The following is a 20,142-nucleotide window of genomic DNA, read 5'->3' as shown; positions in this document are numbered from 1 at the left end:
AAAGAAATGCTATAAAAACAATGACAGGTCACTGAATTCATTTTTTCCTAAACCAAGGGAATTCATGGATTTCTCCCTGACCTCTATAGTTTCACAAAACGATGATGGAGTTGTTCACCGTTGGACAGGATGATCAATAATTGATAGACCCCACTTTCCCAATCATTGGTAAACAGCTGGCATTGGCGACCATTTGCCGATTGTCGATACTGCAATTGTCCATGAGCGTTTAAGACCATTATCTGATCAATGGCTTGCTGCGTTGTAAGGTGCAATTCATTGTCCACAGGATTGGGCCAAACCTGAATTTGGTTAAATGGCAGATGAATTTCCCGAACGGGAGAAATTTCTTCGGAACCATCAACATCCACCATCGCCAGACGGTAGTACAGATATTCTCCCCTGATACGAGAAAGCTGTCGATCCAGAAAGCTGTAGGACTGCTCTTCCTGGCTATTGCCCACTGCGGCTACTTGGCCTACTGGACGAAATAACTTGCCATCTTCAGAGCGTTCGATACGAAAATGACTCAACTGCTCTTCTTGAGCGGTGCGCCAATCCAAGTGTACTTGAAGACCCTCTTGCTTGGCCTGAAAACTCAACAGCTCTGCTGGCAATGGTGTAATTCCACTATTGTACACCCAGACAGAATAAGAACGCGCTGGAAGATCAATGTAAATACTATTAGGCACTCCGCCAGGGCTGTTTTTTGCAATAGCAAAAGGGAAGGCAGAATTACCGGTCATGTCTTCAAAAGTAGCGCCATAAGGGACATTATCCAGATTGATCTGGTGGTCTACTTGCAGAGGAGTGTTTCCAAAATTAATGGCTACGACCACATCTTCATTGCTGGGGCCACCAATGATTTGGTAGATCAGGCATTGATTGGCGTTGCCAGAAAGATAGCTACTAGCATAAGGCGTACCAAAGCGATTGAGGTAGTAATGTTCGCTTGCCCCAAAAATGAAGTCCTGGTGCAGGCTCATCAGTTCGGTTATTTCCGCCTGTATATTGGTAGCAGGATAATGGGGCGGTTGATCACCAAAAAAATCGGGGTAAAACACACAAGGCAGGCCTACCTTATTGTTGGTGAGGATGTAAACGTATGCCAGTAATGGATCATCCTGCACAGGTTGATTGGCATCTCTAAAATCGTGGTTGTTGACAAAAGTTACAGCACTGAAACTACTGGCGCCAGCAGCCACCATCCCAGCATTGAAGACATTCCGCACATCATAAGAAGTGTTGAAATAATGCCGATCGCAAGCTTCCTTGAGGGCTGAACGCAAGCTAAAGTCAAACGCACGCACATCCACATTCGCCGTAAGGCCATTATTAACGCTGTTTACCCATCCATTGAGAGCACCGGTGCTGGAGTCAAAAATTTCGCCGACGATCATTCCCGGCTCAATGCCTTGACTGCTCAGGTAATTGAGCAGATCGGTCACCATAGCGGGATCGAAGTGTTTGACAGCATCCATCCTCAAGCCACCGGTAAAGCCCACGCTTTCGATTAACCATTCACTCCATTCGTTGTAGACCGTCTGGGTGGATGCTTCCCGTTGATCTACATCGAAGAAAAAGTAGGGAAAATCCCAGTCGCCTTCCAGGCAGGTAGGATCAATGCCATTGGGTTTAAAGTTGAGGTAGTTCATGGCTCCTTGGCCACTGGGCATGTTGGTAAAATCCGTCCGTGTCTGGAGAGCCAATTCGTTGATAATATCCGCGCCGCGAGGGGCCGCATAAAGCCCGTAAGGGCGGATGTCTACCCCCGTGCCATCCCCGCCGCTTTGGGATACGTATATCTCCAGGTAGTCCCCAGCACTATTGAAATCACCAGGATTTAAGACCACCAGGAATTCATCCACGCCGCAGCCCCCATTATCGATGGTGGCCAGCATGTTCCGCCCCAGGGTAATGGTCGTCTGATCATCGGGCGTTCCACAATCACCGCCACCGTTGGGTTCTACCTCCGACAAGTCGCTCATATTTAGCCAACCCGCCTGCGAAGTCTGAAAATAAAGATTGTATCCCCGCCCATGAAACCCTGGGTTTCCGGAAGCAGAAGAGAATTTAAAATAATAATCCCCGGCATTATTGCCGGAACTCCCTCCGAGGGGCAAGCGCCAGCGGGTTTTCCCGTTGATGGGGTAAGGGGTTACGCCATTGTTGCAAGTATTCCCCACATTGGGGTAGTTCATGATGTAATTCCGCACACCGGGATTGTCTTCATAGTCACCGCCGTCGCGGTGATTGTAAACGACATCAGCAACCGCCTCCATGCCATTGTTCTGCAATGCTGAAATGAGCCCATCCAACTGCGCACGGCTCCCGAAACGGGTAGGTCCAAAATCGCCTAAGTCGTACAAATCTTTGGGGTCGTACCCTACGCTACATTCGCTACCTCCTTTGGCTGGTGGTGGCAACCACACGTAGGTGAAACCTGCATTCCCCAGCGTACTGGCTTGCGTTTGCAAATTCACGGCCCACTTGGTATTTAGGCCTCCACAATTAGCACTGGGGTAGTCCCAATACCAACCTTGCAGCATAAAGTCCTGGGCATTTAAGCCATAGCCACATAGGGCAACAACAAGCACTATCAATACTCTCATTACATCTGTTTGATTAATGACACTGAATTCTCAACCGGACTTTAACAGGATATGGTGTAAAAATAACAACAAGCCCATTATATTTACTTAACATTCTGAAAAAATGTATTTTTACCGCGTATTTTTTTGCCTATCCTAGTATAACCCAACAAAATTCAGTTTTCCGAACCTCCAATGACCTTCATTGGTTATACCGTCATTGATGAATCCTTTCATCAATGCATCATGCACGGTGTCTTATTAAAACCACGAACAACTATTTATAAATCTTTAAAAACCGAATTATGAAACACGTATTACTAAGTATTTTCGCCTTATTATTTACCTACTCTATTTCAGCAGCTACATATAGAAATTTTGTTTCTTATGAGGTAATTAATGGTGGTAACACAGTAAGAATATGGGTAGATTCAGACACTGCACCTGGAGAAACTACTCTTGCTGAAATTAGATGGGACAATGGAATTGGAGGGTTTAATTATTCAGGGTTAATTAATGGCGTTTTTGACACTGGTGATATTAACCCTAATGCAAATTGGTATGTAGATATCACAATTCCAACAGGAGTTAATAATGCTGATTCGCAGCTAGCTACCAAAAACCAAAGCGGTTCAAATTATGGCTTCACTGATTTTATCTACCCATTAACAGCATTACCTGTAACATTGAAAATAATTTCGGTCAAGGCTGAAGAAACTTATATTAACCTCTCCTTCACCACCGCCACCGAAACCAACAACGCCTACTTCCACATTGAGCGGAGCACCGATAGCCGCAACTGGGAAAAACTTGGCAGCATCGCAGGTGCAGGCACCACACAGGAGGAACAACACTACCAGTTTCTGGACGTAGCCCCTGCCCCCGGTCTCAATTACTACCGGATCAAGCAGGTCGATTACGATGGGAGCTTCAGTTATTCCTCCATCGTCTCTGCGCGCTGGGAGGGTAAGATCAATGTTCAACTGTACCCTAATCCAACCGATGAGCTGCTGCAAATCAGTGGATTACCGGACGACGAAGGCCCCATTACCATTGAAATCATCGATATGGCGGGCCGAATCGTCCTCCGTCAAAACTGGACCCAGTCGGCGATCAATGTAGCGCAGCTTGCAGATGGTGTGTATTCCCTACGCATACTTTCTACTGCGGGCGTGATGGATAACCAAAGGTTGTTTATTCACTAAAGCTCTACCCGCTGGCCGGTAAAAGCTAAATGAAAGCCTCGCTCCGCTACTTCTTGCCGAGCGGGGCTTTCAGCTTGAAGAAGAGGATTGGTGTGATTGAAGTGAATAAAATGCACCTTTTGTCTTTCGGTAAAGGGAGCTTCTTTGAGCAAATCCATGGTTTCCGCAACAAAAGGATGAGGAATTTTACTCATATCCCGATTGGGCAATTCGCCATCTGCAAAAAAAGTGGCATCCAGAAAAGCGATGTCAACAGCAGCTATTTCATCGGCAAGAGAACGCTCCCAACGTTCCCACTTGTCGATATCAGGAATAAACAACAGGCTTTTTCCTGGTCCTTCCACCCTAAAGCCTACCGTCTCCGAGTATTCATCGCGGTGGGGTACGGTTATCGGAGTTACCTTCAGGCGTTCATTGAGTACAACGGTATGACCTGACTTCAGCGGTTGGAGAACGATGTTGTCTAATTCCACCAGCTGAGACCAGGGCCCGTTGCCACGCAGGAATTTCCCAAGACGCGGCATAGCAAAAACGGGTACCGAAGCCGCGCCCATCACTTCCCGTCCCAACTGCAACAATCCGGTATAATGCCCTAAATGCGCGTGGGTAATCAATACGCCGCTGGGCTGAGTAATAGTTGTTGTGGACAATTCCTGCGTCAAGAGCTGCCACTGCTCCCGAAAATCGGGCGTAGCATCCAGCAGCCACAGTTCTTCAGAGATGGGGTCTACCAAGCCGAGGCAGCTTACCATTTGAGGGGATTGCACCCCTTCCCACACTTGTGCGCAACAAGCTTGTTGGCAAGCCGTTTGCGGGTAACCAGCATCTTGGGCAATCCCCAGAACAATCGCGTAAGGCTGGGAAGGATGTATCGCTTGAGACACGGGGTCCTGGGGCGGTGCAGCACAGGACGAAAGGGCTAATATCAGCAGCCAGATCGTTGATAATTCACAGATAAGCTTATTTTGCATTGCCATTTTATTAAATCTATCTTTAAGCATGATAAAACGCCCCCCCTTATCCCAGCTCCTGATTTATGCCCTCGGCCAGCTGGGCTGGTCCCTGGCCAGTTTTGGTGCAGCTAATTTACTGGTTTACTTTTATCTCCCCCCAGAATCCGATGGCCATAGCGTTTTTCCTGCTTTTATTTATCAGGGAGCCATCCTGGGCGTAGCTACCCTGATTGGGTTCATCAACTTTGGCGGGCGTATTTTTGATGCCATCACCGACCCCTGGATTGCGGCCTGGTCAGACAATCGGCCAGTGGCCGGAGGTAAGCGAAAAAAAGTGATGCGTCTGGCCGCACTTCCTTTTGCGGGGCTGTCGTTTTTGTTGTTTTTCCCGCCGGTAGCAGGCTTAAGTGCTTATAATGCTTGTTGGCTGATTGCGGTGGTCTTTTTGTTTTACCTCTTTTTCACCTTGTACCTGGTGCCTTACAATGCGCTTATTCCTGAATTGGGGCATCATCCGCCAGACCGGATGCGTATCAGTACGCTCATTTCCATTACCTGGGCGCTGGGCTTTGTGATTGGAGGAATGGCTTATGGTATTCAAGGATATTTCGAAAATTTCACCGATAGTGTCCAGGCTTTTCAGTGGACGGTTGGCGCTTTTGCGGCTTTCTCTCTGGTGTTGATGCTCGTTCCTGCCTTTTTTCTTAAGGAAGAAACTTACGCTCAGCAGCAGAGCGGACTGGCAGTGCCCCCTAAAGAAGCACTCGGTTCCGTTTTTAAAAACAAAAACTTTCGCCTGTTTATTGGTTCTGATTTGTTGTACTGGCTGGCTTTGACCTTCATCCAACAAGGGGTAAGCTATTATGTCACCGCACTTTTTGGTTGGCCCAAAGAACAAGCTTCCGCATTTCTAGCCATCAGCTTTTTGGCGAGCTTTCTCTTGTATTGGCCTGTAAACATGGGGGTAAAACGCTTTGGAAAGCAAGGGATGCTGCTGAGTGCTTTTTGGGTTTTCCTTGCCGTTTTTGCGATCACCGCACTGGTAACCTACCTCCCTTTAGACAAAACCGTACTATTTTATTTGGTGGCCATCCTAGCAGCTTATCCACTTGCTACGTTTGGTATTGTACCAAATGCACTGATCGCTGATTTTGTCCACGAACATGAAGTAGCTACTGGACAACAACAGGCAGGGATGTTTTATGCTGTACGCAATTTCATGATGAAAATCGGGATAAGCCTGGCCGTGCTACTCTTTCCTTCCTTCTTATTACTCGGGAAAAGCGCCAGTGAACCTACGGGGGTAATTGCCAGTGCCTGGGCCGCCTGCGTTTTTTGCCTAATGGGCTATTTCATCATGAGGAAAGTCAAGCTTAACACGCCCTAATAACTCCCGAAATAACGACGCAAGAACCACTCCAAACTCAACAAAAAGAGCAAAATAAAGAAGATTCCTTTGAGGTTGATCAAGCTTCTGGTAGTGGTCGTTTCATACAATACGGATTTTACTGTTCCACGTTCTGCCAGCGTTTGAGGTAAAGCATTGAAGCCTGCCATATCCAGTAATTCCCCACCGTAACGCTCGCTGAGCAGGCGGAGTAAATCGTGGTCGGCAGTAAGTTCGTATCGCTCTAATTGAACGGCTTGCACACTGAACTGGCCGTTGTAAGTGAGGCTTTCCGTACCCGTATTCACATTGGCACTAAAGCGGTAATTGCCTACGGGCAAGATACCTGCATTGAGTCGGTAGGCACGGCCCGTGGGGTTGAAGGTATAACTATAGTCTCGCCCTTCGGAATCGGTGATCACCAACTGTGCTGAAGGTTCATTGATGAGTTCGTAATTATCATTGTAAAGTTCAGCATCAAAAATGATGGGCTCGTTTTCGTCAAAGATATTTTTCGCCAAACTTACGCGGAAGCGACGCTTGTCATCCTTGACGCTGAGGTACTGAATCACTTGACTTACCAGCTCGTTGAAGCGATCGTGGTTTTTCTTGTCCAAGTAATCAAACAAGCGCCATTTCCAGATGCCCGTTGCGGCAAAAACAGCCATTCTACGACCATCCTCTTCACCTAAGCTCAGTAATGGATACTCTGTACTGATCCTGCCAATCTCCTGGTACAACAACACGGAAGCATTGCTACCTGAAGAAAACTCTCCAAAAGGAGTCACGACCGGAGGAAGCGCAGGCAGGAACCCTCGAACTTCGTCATTTATGTTAAACAAGCTGAAATTATTGGCCAGCTTGGGCTCTACATCATTGGTGTTTCGGCCGCTGCCAGAAATATTGATGAGTTGCTGGGCAGTATTGAAAGCCTGGAGCCCTGATTGATCACCAGCAAAAAACCATACAGGAATCTTATTGGTCTTCAGCTGCGTCAACAAATCATTCGATGATTCATTGCGGTTGGGTAACTGGTGCAGGATTACCAAATCATAATCGCGCACATTGCCGTCGAAGGTATTGCGGTAAGCAACCGTTACTTCATTGTTTTGCCCTTCGCTGATACTTTGCTTCAATGCAGAAAGGTCAGGATGGGGAGCGTGGGCCAGGATCAAGACCTTCTGGCGAGCTTCCAGCACATCGACATAAATATCACGAGCATTATTGATCGTTGATGCTTCGCCAGCAATGGTACCAATACTGATGACATAGCGATTAACACCAGCTCGATCTGCATCCAGGATAAATTCGCGGGTAGAAAAATAATCGTTGCGGTCAATGTTCACCGATTCATTGATGAGTTCACGGCGTTGGCCATTTTCCATCCGGGCAATTCTCAAAGGCGTGGTGGCACCTGCTGCGTTTTGCGCACCAATATCAACCTGGATAGAAAATTTATCTCCGAGATAAGCGATTTTATTATGGAAAACCCGCTTGACCAACACGTCCTTACGTCGGGTAGTATCGCCTAAGCCCAAGGTATATACCGGGGCATTAAGTTTGGCGTCGGTGTACACGGGGTTCGCACCTTCATTGTAAATTCCATCCGAACTGATGATCACCGCCCCCAGGTTTTGGTTGCTGTAAACATCATACACTTCTCCCAGCAAGTTGGCCAGGTTGGTACGCTTGTCTGTAAAAGAAAAATCGAGGGTATCTCTGACGTCCTGGCCAAAGGTATAGCTGACTACGTCGTAATCTTCTGCCAATTTGCTGGTAAGCGCTTTGACATTGTTCACGTAAGCCGTACTATCTTCTGCTGACCAAGCCGCAGCTACAGATTCTGAACCGTCCTGGGCGAAAACGATGACAGGTTTCTGGGATTGGGTTTGCGTAGAACGCAAGATGGGCGATAAGAGTAAAAATGCCAACACCGATACGGCTAAAAAGCGGAGCACACTTAATAATGTACTCAACCAGGAAGGAGCATCACGAAAGCCATCGTTTCGATAATACAAGACCAGCGCGTAGATTAAGCCTGCCAATAAACAAAGGCCAAGGTACCAAGCAGGATAAGCAAAACTAATTCCCTCCATGTTCAAATTGTTCTCAAAAACGAATCGGATGATTGCAAAAATTCACAGCTGACAAAGGTAGCAGATTCTACGACATTTACCGGCTGGTGTTTCGTGTGATTCAAAAAATCAGCACCACAATTGTCAATGGATTGTTAAACTAACGATAGCTTTTCACTTTTAACCTGTGCTAATCATATCCATTTTTGTATATAGTGCGTTTATTAAACAGCAAATAACCAGCAAATGATGCGTAGAATACTATTTCTTTCTCTTTTCTTTCTAGCGGCCTTCCAGATGAGAGCTGCTTACATGCTCATCCCGATGGATGAAGAACAACGCAATCATCTGAAAGCCTACGGGATGGCCTATTACATTCTCAACAATGACATTGAGGCTTGGTGGCTGCTCAATTACCGGGGAGGTTCTTTTGCTTTTCCCCATACCCGGGTTTTTGAAAGGGAATGCCTAACCCGAGACATCAGTTTTGAAATCATTCCTGATGGTAAATTCAATAGCATCCTCGCCCAAATTGCCGACCCCGAAGCCAATATGGATGCAATGAAGCTCGAAAAAGCCCCCAAGATAGCCGTCTACACCCCTGATGTCAACTTCCGAACCGGAGGAAAAATTCAGCCTTGGGATGATGCGGTAACGATGGTGCTCACTTACGCTGAAATCCCTTACGATGTCATCTACGACACACAAGTTCTGGATGACAAACTAACAGAATACGATTGGCTCCATTTGCACCATGAGGATTTCACTGGTCAATATGGACGTTTCTACCGTGGTTACCACAACCAGCCCTGGTATCGGGAAATGGTAAGCTATCAGGAATCTCTCGCTGCGGAGAATGGTTTTGCCAAGGTCTCTCAATTGAAACTAGCCGTCATTCGTAGAATCAGGGAATATGTCTACGGTGGTGGCTTCATGTTTGCCATGTGCTCGGCTACCGACTCTTATGATATTGCCTTGGCTGCTGCCGGATTAGACATTTGCGCTCCTATGTACGATGGCGACCCTGCCGATCCGACGGCGCAGCAGAAACTGGACTTTAGCCAAACTTTTGCCTTCGAAAATTTCGTCTTGACCCGCGACCCACTCGAATATGAGTTCTCTTCCATTGACAGTGGTACCAAGCGCAATGTCAATCCTCAGCAGGATTACTTTACGCTTTTTGATTTTTCGGCCAAGTGGGACCCCGTTCCTACCATGCTCACCCAGAATCACACGCGCACGGTCAAAGGTTTTATGGGACAGACCACGGCGTTTTACAACCAATATTTAAAATCGGATGTCCTTATCCTCGGAGAGAACAAAGCCTCAGGGGAAACGCGTTATATCCATAACAACTTTGGCAAAGGCTTTTGGACATTTTACGGAGGACATGACCCCGAAGATTATCGGCACTACGTCAATGATCCAGAAACAGATCTCAACCTCCACCCCAACAGCCCCGGCTATCGTTTGATTTTGAATAATATCCTGTTCCCAGCGGCGAAGAAGAAGGAGCGCAAGACTTAGGGGTGTTCGCTGACAACTCACGGTTGTGCGCTTCCGATTGCTTGGAATCGCGGGGATGTTCATCCCGATGCTCGGGATTCTCGGAGGTGCTCGCGGTTTTTGTTAGTGCTTTAGGAATGAATTAATTGGATAACGTTAAAGTACCACCGTGAGCGTAGCGAGCACAAAACGTGAGTCCCGAGCATCGGGACGAACAAATTCGCGAGGGAACCGAGCACAAAACGCGAATCCCGAATATCGGGATAAGCACTCCCGTGAGGCCCGAGACATAGGGACGAACACTATTATATCATCAAAAACAAATATTACCATGCGTGTATTACTCTGGATTTTATTAGCAGTAGTAAGCTTTTTTGGTGGCATGCTATTGATGAAGCAACAAATGGCGGAGACCAGCCCGGTAGAAGATAAAAATGCCTTGTTGGTTCGTAACGAAAATACGCCTCCCAACGATGATGCTACCTTTGCTCCTGCTTCATCATCGGTTCCTTTGGGCATGACTCCCCAGGAGCAGCACACCATTCGTTTATTTGAACAAGCAGCACCCTCTGTCTGCTTTATCACGACGTCTACGCTACGACGCAACTATTATAGCCGTAATGTTGAAGAAATCCCTAGTGGTTCCGGCTCTGGTTTTGTCTGGGACAAGGAAGGTCATATCGTTACCAATTACCACGTCATTCAAAATGCGGATAAAGCCACGGTAACCCTCAGTAATGGAAAAACGTACCAAGCCAGCAAAGTTGGGGAAGCACCCGAAAAAGACCTGGCGGTATTAAAAATAAATATCCCTTCCAACGAGCTTACGCCTATTCCCGTTGGCAGTTCCATCAATTTACGTGTAGGGCAAAATGTCTACGCGATTGGTAATCCTTTTGGTTTGGATCAAACCCTGACGACGGGCGTAGTCAGTGCTTTGGGTAGAGAAATTAAATCTGTTGCGGGCATTCCCATCAGAGATGTTATCCAATCGGATGCGGCCATCAACCCGGGCAACTCTGGGGGGCCTCTGCTGAATTCATCAGGAGAACTGATTGGTGTCAATACCGCCATTTACAGCCCATCGGGTGCTTCAGCAGGCATTGGATTTTCTATCCCCGTTGATGTAGTCAACTGGGTAGTGCCTGACCTCATTCAGTATGGAGAACTCAATCGCCCTCTCATTGGTGTAGAATTGACCCGCCCCTTACGCAATATTACAGGAGCAGTAGTGCTCAATGTAGTCAAAGACAGTCCAGCAGAAACTGCGGGCCTTTTGGGTACCAAGGCAGATAACAATGGTAACATTATCCTCGGCGATATCATTATTGCCGTAAACGACGACCCCATTACCACCAACAGCGATCTTTACTTGGCACTGGAAAAATACAAAGCCGGTGATCAAGTCAATGTTCGCGTCAAAAGGGATGATCGTGAGGTCATGGTTCCGATCAAGTTAAAGGCTTCTCAACAGTAAATCAAGGAATTAACCAAGTTCCTTTCCATTCGTTTTCTTCCCAACTCCATCGACCGCGCCGGTGCCCCTCTCGATGGAGTTGGAGGAATTCGATTTCGGTGATAAAGTTATCTACTGCCGCAAAATTCTCGCGAAATATATCTGTTTCGGGAGTAGACTGATTGAAAAATCCATCAGGTAAACCATCACTCGGATAAGTTATTGCTGTGCCAGGCGGCAAGGTAGCCGCATAAGTCGAGCGAGCATAAACCGGTAAACCCTGCCATATTTTTTCTAATTCCTCTGTAATGACTACTGCTCCCTCTGTTTTTATGCGCAATTGGATTTGTTTAGACGAATTGTAAAAAAGCCAGCTAAAATGTAGTTTTTCACCTTTTTGCCTTATTTTTGCTGACCGAAAGTCTGTATAAAACCGTAGGTACCGTTCTTTCTGACCTACCCTACGCAAAACTACTGTGCGTTGATTTACCTGATCTCCGTCTAGACTTGCTAGCACCGGAGTGCGCCAAGGATGCTTTTTTTGGTGAGGTGCTTTTTGCAATTGCTGCCAGAAAAAATCCCAAATCGCAGGTAAGTCATCAAAAATTTCCATCAAATTTTATTTTTTTAGGAAAAAAGTAAAAATTTTTAAAGAGCGTATTACGTGTATTTTAAATTGGCGTGAAACTTCGATTACCAAATAAAAATTCACCCGCAGAAGAAACTGATTAACAGCTTTTTGACCGCTCTTTGTTAAAAAATGTTAAAATTTAGCGGACCTTTAGTCTTTGTAGTGACCTTTTGTACATAAGGCGTCTACATATCGAACAACAGCGAAACATTTTCGTTTCACAATAGCGCATCAAAGGATGCACACTATGCACAATGACTAGAAGGTTTTCATGATATGAATATGGGTTTTAGGTGTTTTCAGGAGGAGTATATCTCCTCCCTTTTCACCACCCTCTCATGAACGCTTCCAAGATATTTAAGAATTGAATATGGGTTTTAGGTGTTTTTAGGAGGAGCATTTTTTTGCTCCTCCCTTTTACCCATCTCACGAGCTAGAAGGTTTTCATGATATGAATATGGGTTTTAGGTGTTTTTAGGAGGAGCTACAACAGCTCCTCTTTTTTTTTATTCAATTACCTTTGTCGAAAAACAATGTACATTGTATTAATCTCCGTGGTTATCGGACTTTTTGTAGCCATGCTTTTCATCAACATTTACTTCAGGGTCAAGGTGATGAAATCTTATAAAGTATTGGTACAAAATCGAGTAGAGTTTGGGGCCAGTCATGTTTTCAGCAATCAGAAGATGAAAGACGAAATCCTTCCAAAATACCCTCTCCTGACCGACGAAATCCAGACTTTCGCCAATCATTTAAGGTACTCCATCAAAATGGCCACTGTTCTCTTGGTACTGATCACTATGTTTGGTGCTATTCTCATGTACTACGGCCGTGGATAGCAACTAATTTTCCCTACTTTTGCATCTCCTTGTCTGCATAGTATAATGTGTGCGAATGCTTGATCGGTGTATATATCGTCATGTTGATTACATTTGTCGACACTCCAGGCAGCTGTCAGCAAGAATTAACGTTAAACTAAGGAACGAGCTCGTCTCGATTACTTCAAGTCAAACTCATGTTAAAAATTGGTGTTTTGGGTACCGGTCATTTAGGGAAAATTCATCTAAAGTGCATAGGGTTAGCTACAACGAGCTACCAGCTTGTGGGGTTTTACGACCCTGACCCTGAAGTAGCAAAACAAGTAGCAGCAACTTTTGCCACCAAGGCATTCCCTGATGTTGCTTCCTTGATTGCGGCCGTTGATGTTGTTGATATCGTCACTCCTACTACCACCCACTACGCTTTGGCCAAGCAGGTCATTGAAGCAGGTAAACATCTGTTTATTGAAAAGCCCATTACCCATAAACTCGATGAGGCCAAAGCTTTGGTAGAGTTGGCTAAGAAAAACAAGGTAAAAGTGCAGGTCGGTCACGTAGAGCGATTCAATCCAGCACTGTTGGCCTTAGGAGATACCCCGGTAGCACCCATGTTTATTGAAGCCCACCGCCTGGCTGTTTTCAACCCTCGTGGGACGGATGTTTCTGTTGTTCTGGACTTGATGATCCACGATCTGGACATTATCCTGAGCCTGGTAGACAGCCCAGTGGCCGAAGTACACGCCAGTGGCGTAGCCGTGGTGAGTGAAACAGTAGACATCGCCAATGCTCGCATAGCCTTTGAAAACGGTTGCATTGCCAACCTTACCGCCAGTCGGATCTCACTCAAACAGATGCGTAAAGTGAGATTTTTCCAGAAAGACGCCTACATCAGTCTGGACTTACTTGACAAACAAGCCCAACTGATTCGCCTTTACGACAATCAGGAAAAGGTACCTGAAAGCGGGCAACAATTTGAACTCCAAACCAACAGCGGCCAAAAGACCATCCACATGGATATGCCGGATATTGAGCCCGTCAATTCTATTAAATTGGAACTGGAAACTTTTGCCGAAAGTATCGTCAATGATACGCGTCCCAAAGTCAGCGGCGAAGATGGTTACCGAGCGCTGGCCCTTGCTTACCAAATTACGGAAGCCATCGAAGAAAGTCTACAAAAAAGTGCGCTCAACTAATTAATGCTTATGAATAACTTTAGTAAACTATTTGGAATACTCTCCATCCTGTTTAGCTTGTCTACTTGTGACGTGATTAACCCGGAAGAAGCAATTCCTGCCTATCTTGAGATCAACGAGTTTTCGCTAACGAGCGTAGCAGGTAGCCAGGGCTCTGCCAGCGAACGTATTACGGAGGTCTGGGTCTTCGTAGATGGTGTCTTCTTGGGCATGTACGATCTTCCAGCCCTCGTCCCGGTTTTGAAGGCTGGACCAACCGAAATTCGCCTAGAAGCAGGCATCAGGGACAATGGCATCGCTTCTTTCCCTGATATCTATCCCTTCTATTCGCCCTATTCCGTCAACCTGGATCTCAAACCCAACGAGAACGCGGTCATCCATCCAACGACCACTTATATCAGCGAAGCTAAATTCGCTTTTATTGAAGATTTTGAAGACACACGCCCTCGGGTTTTCACCCAAATTATTAATGGGAGCACTCAAATCGAAAGAACCCAAGACGACGTCTTTGAGGGCAACTATTCCGGTCGGTTTTCCCTGACACGAGAAAACCAACCCGTCTTGGAAATAGCAACGTCGGCCTTGTTCAGTGGCTTACAGGAAGGTGGTGTTTTCGTCTACCTGGAAGTCAATTACAAGTCTGATGCACCCGTGGTCTGGGGTTTTGTTGGTGAGCCCGATCCTGTTGCGGGTCCGATAGGCTACTACGATCCTGGGTTTTCTGCAAAAAACGAGTGGAACAAGATTTACTTCAATCTCAGTCAGCTTTTATTTGATATTCAACTTGATGAGTACCAAATTGGTTTTCAGGCTTTTCTGACGGAGGAAAGCCCTGACTCTGCGACGGTTCTATTAGATAATATAAAATTGGTGCATTTTTAGCCTTCAAACGCGAGCCTAATGGAAACGGCTTCACCGTGCATGATATGAATAGACAGCGGACCATAGACACTTTTATCTACCGCATAGCAGACTACCTGACCGCGCTGCTAGCTTGGGCTTGCTTTTTTTTGTATCGAAAACAACTGGAAGGCGTCCATTTGGGTTGGGAAATTCTCAATGATCAAAATTTCATCCTGGGCTGCCTGCTCATTCCGCTGGGCTGGATTTCCTTTTATGCCATCTTCGATCAGTATCAGGATGTCTATCGACTTTCTCGGCTTGCTACCTTGGCCCGGACGCTTTTCCTCAGTTTTTTTGGTGTTCTTTTCCTTTTCTTCACCTTGATTCTTGACGATTTTGTCACCAATTACAAGACCTACTATTCCTCTTTCCTCACTTTGTTCTTCCTGCATTTTACATTTACTGCGGTGATCAGAATGGTCTTACTTACCCGGGCCAGTTGGAGGCTTAAGGGTGGGATGGTAAAATTCAACACTCTCATCATTGGCGGGAATCAGAATGCGGTCGACCTTTACCAGGAAATCACCAATCAGGAAAAAAGCCTTGGCTACCACTTCGTAGGCTTCATCGATGCCAACGGCAACAGCACCAACGAATTAGCGGACAACCTTGAGTCCTTGGGTAAAATCGAAGACCTTGCCGATGTGATTGCCCAGTACAATATCGAAGAAGTTATCATTGCTATTGAAACCTCGGAGCACAATCGACTGCGGGAGATCATGAATATCCTTTTTGACCTGGATCGCAACATCCTGGTCAAGATCATCCCCGATATGTACGATATTTTGTTGGGTACCGTCAAAATGAACCATGTCTACGGCGCCGTACTCATCGAAATCAGCCGCGAGCTGATGCCCCGTTGGCAAAGGCTCATCAAGCGCGGCATTGACATCAGTGCCTCCGCCATTATGCTGGTGCTCCTGGCACCTGTCTACGCTTACGTAGCCCTGCGGGTCAGGCTGTCTTCCAGCGGCCCCATCATCTATCAACAAGAGCGCATTGGTCTAAACAAGCAGCCCTTTATGATTTACAAATTCCGCTCCATGCTAACGGATGCCGAGTACCAAGGGCCGCAGTTGAGTTTTGATGGAGACAACCGCTGCACCCCCTGGGGAGCCGTCATGCGTAAATGGCGACTGGATGAATTGCCGCAATTTTGGAATGTTCTCAAAGGAGATATGTCCCTGGTAGGACCGCGACCAGAACGCCAGTACTATATCGATCTCATCGTCGCCAAAGCGCCACACTACAAGCATTTGCTCAAAGTAAGGCCAGGCATTACCTCATGGGGACAAGTGAAATACGGCTACGCCAGCAATGTCGACCAGATGGTACAACGGCTGAAGTTTGATATCCTTTACATCGAGAACATGTCTTTGGCACTCGATTTTAAGATCATGTTCTACACGCTGCTTGTGCTTCTTCAAGGAAAGGGGAAATAAAAACGCTAGTTGGGGCCTGATGCCAAGATCCATATCGGTCTTGGGCACTTGCATTTAAAGAGGCAACTAGAAGCAAGTCAGAGACTTGGGTCACCTCCGACCAAGCACAGTTACCCACCTCCGACCCTTCGGGCCACCTCCGCCCAAGCGGAGGATAGGAGATCATGCGGGGGGGAGGAGTGCATGTTTTCGGGGAGGTCTACTGCAAGGGGTAGCATAATATGCTATCAGCTAATTTTTCGATAAATTTTCAGTAGCTGCTGTTCCTCTTCTTCCCACGTCAGGTGTTTGGAGGCTTGCAAATTATGCTCCTGAAGCTGCTTGTAGCGCTCAGGCTGATGTACCAGCGCCAGGATAGCCGAAACAAGACCGTCTACCTCCAAATTGGGTAACAAGATAAAGGTGTCATATGCATCGTGCAAGGCACGATATTCTGGAAAATCCATGTGCAAAGCCGGCACCCCTGCTTGTAAATAGTCAAAGGTTTTGTTGGCCAGGGAATAGTAGTAACTCAATCCTGTGTTTTCGAGTAGATTCAGTCCCAGCCAAGCTTTTTTGGTGAGTGCTGGCAGCGATGCCGGAGGGACAAAGCCCAGAAAACGAACTCTATCCTGTAATTGATGATCGTTGACCAACTGGTGGAGCTCGGCCTCCAAGTCGCCCGTACCTGCGATATGTAGGAGAATGGTTGGCGGAAGTTGCACCATTGCCAGGATGGCCGCTTCGAGTCCCCTACCCTCATTGAGCATACCCTGATAAAAGATGATTTTTTCTTTAGGCGCCGACGGTGATTCCGTCACTTCTTGGCGTAAAGGAAGGTTACGAACCACGGAAAAAGGCGTTCCGTAGCGCTGAGTCAGGAGCTCCGCAAGGGCGGGCGCTACCGTATAAGCATGCTGGAGGGAAGGGATGATCCAATCCGCCAGCGCCGACCAAAGCCGCTGTACCCTGGGACGACGGATGACTTCGGGGACTTCCGTGAAGTACTCGTGGGCGTCGTAGACACAAACCGACCGCTGCAGACGGCTGATCAGGTAAGCAGGCAACAAGGTGTCGAGATCTACGGCATTGATAATCTGTGCCCGATGACGGTAGAGATAGTATAACAGTCGCAGGTTATACTCTAAATAGAACAGCTTACCCGCATGAAACCAGCAACGGAGACGATGCTGCCGAAAGGCGTGATCGACCAAGGGTAAAGAATGCGGCAACTGCCGCCCCACCAGCGTCACCTGATAGCCCGCTGCCTGTAGGCTACTACAGATGCGGATCATACGCTGATCTTGGCTGAGATCGTTGGTGACGGTGCAGATAATAGAAGTCATAACGGCGAAGATACACCGACCGTAGGGCAAATTCACCAATTTGGCTACACACAATACGCAAAACAGAATTTTGCATGCACCACGACGTAGGCACAGCCAACGCCGAACGTGGGTACAATACGACGTAGGCGAAGCCAACGCCGAACAGAGATTATGGAAGGAGAACCTTATTTTGTGACAGGAGGAGCAACCAAGTGGGGGATGCTTTTGTTGTAATGATCGGATGCATGAAAGGTGATGCTCGCGCAAGCTGCCTGGAAGGCGAGGTGCCGCCCTACAAGGGCGGTACGAAACGATAGTGACCCTGGAAGGGAGCGACCCGCCCACTGGCGGGATGCGCCCAAATAAATATAACCCGCGAAATAACGGTAGTGATGATTGGATGGAGATTTAGGCATTTTGTGCCCGGTGAGGAGGAAGGAAGTCTTTTTGACCAGCTGCTAAAGCTGTTTCAGGAGCTATTGATGTACACCTCGGGCGATGTGGCCGAGTCATTATCGTGGCTGACCCAACTGGACAAGGAGCACAAGCTCACCAATGAGGAGTACGGCATGGCCGATTTTATTCAGGAGCTGATTGACAAGGGCTACATCCAGCCGCAAGATGGGCAGAATCCGAATTTTGTGCCTTCGGCGAAAATGGAACTGGAGCTGCGCAAAAAGGCACTGACCGATATTTTTGGGGATATAAAAAAGACCAAACGCGGCAATCACAACACGCGCTACGGCGGTGGCGGCGACGAACCTACCTCGGACTTGCGGCCCTACGAGTTTGGCGACCAGCTCGATAATATTGCCATTAGCGAGAGCTTACGCAACGCACACATCAACCACGGTATTGATGATTTCAAACTGACCAATGATGACCTGGAGGTGCGCGAAACCTACTACCAGAGTCAGACTAGTACGGTGCTGATGATTGATATTTCGCACTCGATGATTTTGTACGGCGAGGACCGAATCACCCCAGCCAAGAAGGTAGCTATGGCCTTGAGCGAATACATTACTACCCGCTTTCCGAAAGACACCCTCGATATCATTGTCTTTGGCAACGACGCCTGGCCGATAGAGATCAAAGACCTGCCCTACCTGCAAGTGGGCCCCTACCACACCAATACGGTAGCCGGACTGGAACTGGCGATGGACATACTACGCCGCAGACGCAACCCCAACAAGCAGATATTCATGATTACGGACGGTAAACCTACCTGTCTGAAACGCGGAAAGAAGTACTACCAAAATAGCTTTGGGCTAGATCGCAAGATTGTGAACCGCACCCTGAACCTGGCTGCTCGCTTGCGCAAGGTGAATGTTCCGGTGACGACCTTTATGATTGCACGTGATCCTTATTTGGTGGAGTTTGTAGAACAGTTTACGAAAGCCAACAACGGTAAAGCTTTCTTCAGTAGCCTGCAAGGATTGGGAGAATTTATCTTCCGCGATTATAAAAACAACAAGAAGAAGTAGGAACAATCTGAACACAATCTTCCCCCTGTTTTTCCGTTAGTGGAGAGGGTTGCTAAATAACCCAACTGGAAAAATCTGTAAGAACAGCACAAAAACAAGTTGAGCATTCGTTTTTCAAAAAGAGGGCTAAGTGGTTCATTTGAAGCGTGCCCACTATTTGAAAAACCTTAGAGAAGGTTCAACTTGTTTTTTGCGCAATATAACGTCCGTGAAATACCTACTATTTACGCTTGTACTGCTCAACGTGGGCAGCCTTACCAACCAACTGTATAGCCAGAACCGAATAAGTGCTGCAGACCTTGAAGAGATAAAAGCCGTGGAAGACACTCTGGGGCTGCTCTCTTATGCATTTGTGAACGACTCCCTGGAAGAAAATCGCTTTTTGGCCGTGCGTGCTTTCATCCCCAAGCTGGTAGGTGCCTTGAAAAAGCCAGGTAGCTTCTCCTACCCTTTCGAGCAGCTCAACAGCGTTTCAATCCAGTATCCTGCCGACAGTACTTTCCGGATTTTCACCTGGCAACTTTATGTTGATAAAGACAACTACCGCTATTATGGTGCCATTCAGATGAACAGTGAAGAACTGCAGCTCTTTCCGCTGGTAGATCGCTCATTTGAGCTGGAAGCAGACCTGGAGAATATCGCCTTGAGTGCTGATCGTTGGTATGGGACGGTCTACTACAACCTGCATACCGTAAATTACAGCGGACAAACGTACCATCTGCTTTTTGGCTTTGATGGCTACGAGTTTTTCCGCAAGCGCAAAGTAGTGGATGTCCTACGATTTGTAGAGGGCAAACCGGTGTTTGGTGCGCCCGTATTTGTGAAACAAGAAAACGATGGCAGCTTTACAGAAAAGAGTCGACTGCTATTGGAATATTCCGCTGCGGCAAGTGTGCGCCTCAATTATGACCCCGCCCTGGATTTGCTGATGTTTGATCACCTGACCATGGTGGGAGGGGAATACGGAGAAGGACCGGTGCAAATACCTGATGGCACCTACGAGGCTTATCGCCTAAACAATGGCAAGTGGGAACACGTAGAAAAAGTCTTCCATCAGATCCTGGATGAAGCTCCTCGTCCTAGCCCTGTCCTCAATGGCCGCAAAGGCAAGGACTTGATTGGGAATGGGGGGAAGGGGTAGAAAGGTGTAAGGGTGTAAACGTGTAAGGGTGTAAATGACCTTCCCTAAAT

At 47.1% G+C, this 20,142-nt stretch carries 15 protein-coding genes; 10 read left to right on the top strand and 5 right to left on the bottom strand.

Features of this window, described 5'->3' with window-relative positions; translation table 11 throughout:
• Window positions 1-83: 83 nt before the first annotated feature.
• Window positions 84-2,612 (bottom strand): alpha-amylase family glycosyl hydrolase, encoded by a 2,529-nt coding sequence (locus AB0L18_RS20955; protein ID WP_367389279.1) that lies wholly within the window; start codon window positions 2,610-2,612, stop codon window positions 84-86.
• A 284-nt stretch (window positions 2,613-2,896) separates the two neighbouring features.
• On the opposite strand from AB0L18_RS20955, the gene AB0L18_RS20950 reads away from it, so the two are divergent.
• Window positions 2,897-3,796 carry a T9SS type A sorting domain-containing protein gene (locus AB0L18_RS20950; RefSeq protein ID WP_367389278.1) on the top strand — a complete coding sequence of 300 codons (900 nt, stop codon included), beginning with the start codon at window positions 2,897-2,899 and terminating at the stop codon, window positions 3,794-3,796.
• Here AB0L18_RS20950 and AB0L18_RS20945 read toward each other — a convergent pair.
• The gene (locus tag AB0L18_RS20945; protein ID WP_367389277.1) at window positions 3,793-4,767 is read right to left on the bottom strand and encodes an MBL fold metallo-hydrolase; all 975 of its coding nucleotides are present in this window, start codon (window positions 4,765-4,767) and stop codon (window positions 3,793-3,795) included. The two genes, AB0L18_RS20950 and AB0L18_RS20945, sit on opposite strands and share 4 nt — an antisense overlap.
• Before the next feature lie 28 nt (window positions 4,768-4,795).
• Here AB0L18_RS20945 and AB0L18_RS20940 point away from each other — a divergent pair, with 28 nt between their 5' ends.
• Complete coding sequence (locus tag AB0L18_RS20940; RefSeq protein WP_367389276.1) at window positions 4,796-6,136, top strand: MFS transporter; 1,341 nt, start codon at window positions 4,796-4,798, stop codon at window positions 6,134-6,136.
• Here AB0L18_RS20940 and AB0L18_RS20935 read toward each other — a convergent pair.
• Window positions 6,133-8,232: a hypothetical protein gene (locus tag AB0L18_RS20935; RefSeq protein WP_367389275.1), complete on the bottom strand. Its 2,100-nt coding sequence runs from the start codon at window positions 8,230-8,232 to the stop codon at window positions 6,133-6,135. The two genes, AB0L18_RS20940 and AB0L18_RS20935, sit on opposite strands and share 4 nt — an antisense overlap.
• Before the next feature lie 225 nt (window positions 8,233-8,457).
• On the opposite strand from AB0L18_RS20935, the gene AB0L18_RS20930 reads away from it, so the two are divergent.
• Complete coding sequence (locus tag AB0L18_RS20930) at window positions 8,458-9,738, top strand: asparagine synthetase B (RefSeq protein WP_367389274.1); 1,281 nt, start codon at window positions 8,458-8,460, stop codon at window positions 9,736-9,738.
• A gap of 310 nt (window positions 9,739-10,048) precedes the next feature.
• Window positions 10,049-11,194, top strand: a complete 1,146-nt coding sequence (locus tag AB0L18_RS20925; protein ID WP_367389273.1) for a S1C family serine protease — start codon at window positions 10,049-10,051, stop codon at window positions 11,192-11,194.
• Window position 11,195: 1 nt separating this feature from the next.
• Here AB0L18_RS20925 and AB0L18_RS20920 read toward each other — a convergent pair whose 3' ends face one another.
• On the bottom strand, window positions 11,196-11,786 hold the full coding sequence (locus AB0L18_RS20920; RefSeq protein WP_367389272.1) for a hypothetical protein: 591 nt from the start codon (window positions 11,784-11,786) through the stop codon (window positions 11,196-11,198).
• Between the two features lie 551 nt (window positions 11,787-12,337).
• Between AB0L18_RS20920 and AB0L18_RS20915 the strand changes: the two genes are divergently transcribed.
• From AB0L18_RS20915 to AB0L18_RS20900, 4 genes are all read left to right on the top strand, one after another.
• Window positions 12,338-12,643, top strand: coding sequence for a hypothetical protein (locus AB0L18_RS20915; protein WP_367389271.1), 306 nt, complete (start codon window positions 12,338-12,340; stop codon window positions 12,641-12,643).
• Window positions 12,644-12,819: 176 nt separating this feature from the next.
• A complete protein-coding gene (locus tag AB0L18_RS20910; protein ID WP_367389270.1) occupies window positions 12,820-13,815 on the top strand; it encodes a Gfo/Idh/MocA family protein in 996 nt (331 codons plus the stop codon).
• Between the two features lie 9 nt (window positions 13,816-13,824).
• Window positions 13,825-14,697, top strand: a complete 873-nt coding sequence (locus AB0L18_RS20905; protein ID WP_367389269.1) for a hypothetical protein — start codon at window positions 13,825-13,827, stop codon at window positions 14,695-14,697.
• Between the two features lie 44 nt (window positions 14,698-14,741).
• On the top strand, window positions 14,742-16,160 hold the full coding sequence (locus tag AB0L18_RS20900; protein WP_367389268.1) for a sugar transferase: 1,419 nt from the start codon (window positions 14,742-14,744) through the stop codon (window positions 16,158-16,160).
• A gap of 227 nt (window positions 16,161-16,387) precedes the next feature.
• On the opposite strand, the gene AB0L18_RS20895 is transcribed toward AB0L18_RS20900, so the two are convergent.
• Window positions 16,388-17,485 carry a glycosyltransferase family 4 protein gene (locus AB0L18_RS20895; protein WP_367389267.1) on the bottom strand — a complete coding sequence of 366 codons (1,098 nt, stop codon included), beginning with the start codon at window positions 17,483-17,485 and terminating at the stop codon, window positions 16,388-16,390.
• A gap of 374 nt (window positions 17,486-17,859) precedes the next feature.
• Between AB0L18_RS20895 and AB0L18_RS20890 the strand changes: the two genes are divergently transcribed.
• Together AB0L18_RS20890 and AB0L18_RS20885 are read left to right on the top strand one after the other, a co-directional pair.
• Window positions 17,860-18,951 (top strand): VWA domain-containing protein, encoded by a 1,092-nt coding sequence (locus tag AB0L18_RS20890; RefSeq protein ID WP_367389266.1) that lies wholly within the window; start codon window positions 17,860-17,862, stop codon window positions 18,949-18,951.
• A 208-nt stretch (window positions 18,952-19,159) separates the two neighbouring features.
• Complete coding sequence (locus AB0L18_RS20885; RefSeq protein ID WP_367389265.1) at window positions 19,160-20,092, top strand: hypothetical protein; 933 nt, start codon at window positions 19,160-19,162, stop codon at window positions 20,090-20,092.
• Window positions 20,093-20,142: the final 50 nt, after the last annotated feature.

It is taken from the genome of Lewinella sp. LCG006, assembly GCF_040784935.1.
Classification (GTDB): Bacteria; Bacteroidota; Bacteroidia; order Chitinophagales; family Saprospiraceae; genus Lewinella.
The sequence above is the reverse complement of the archived record's forward strand: the minus strand, read 5'-3'. Positions and strand labels throughout refer to the sequence as shown.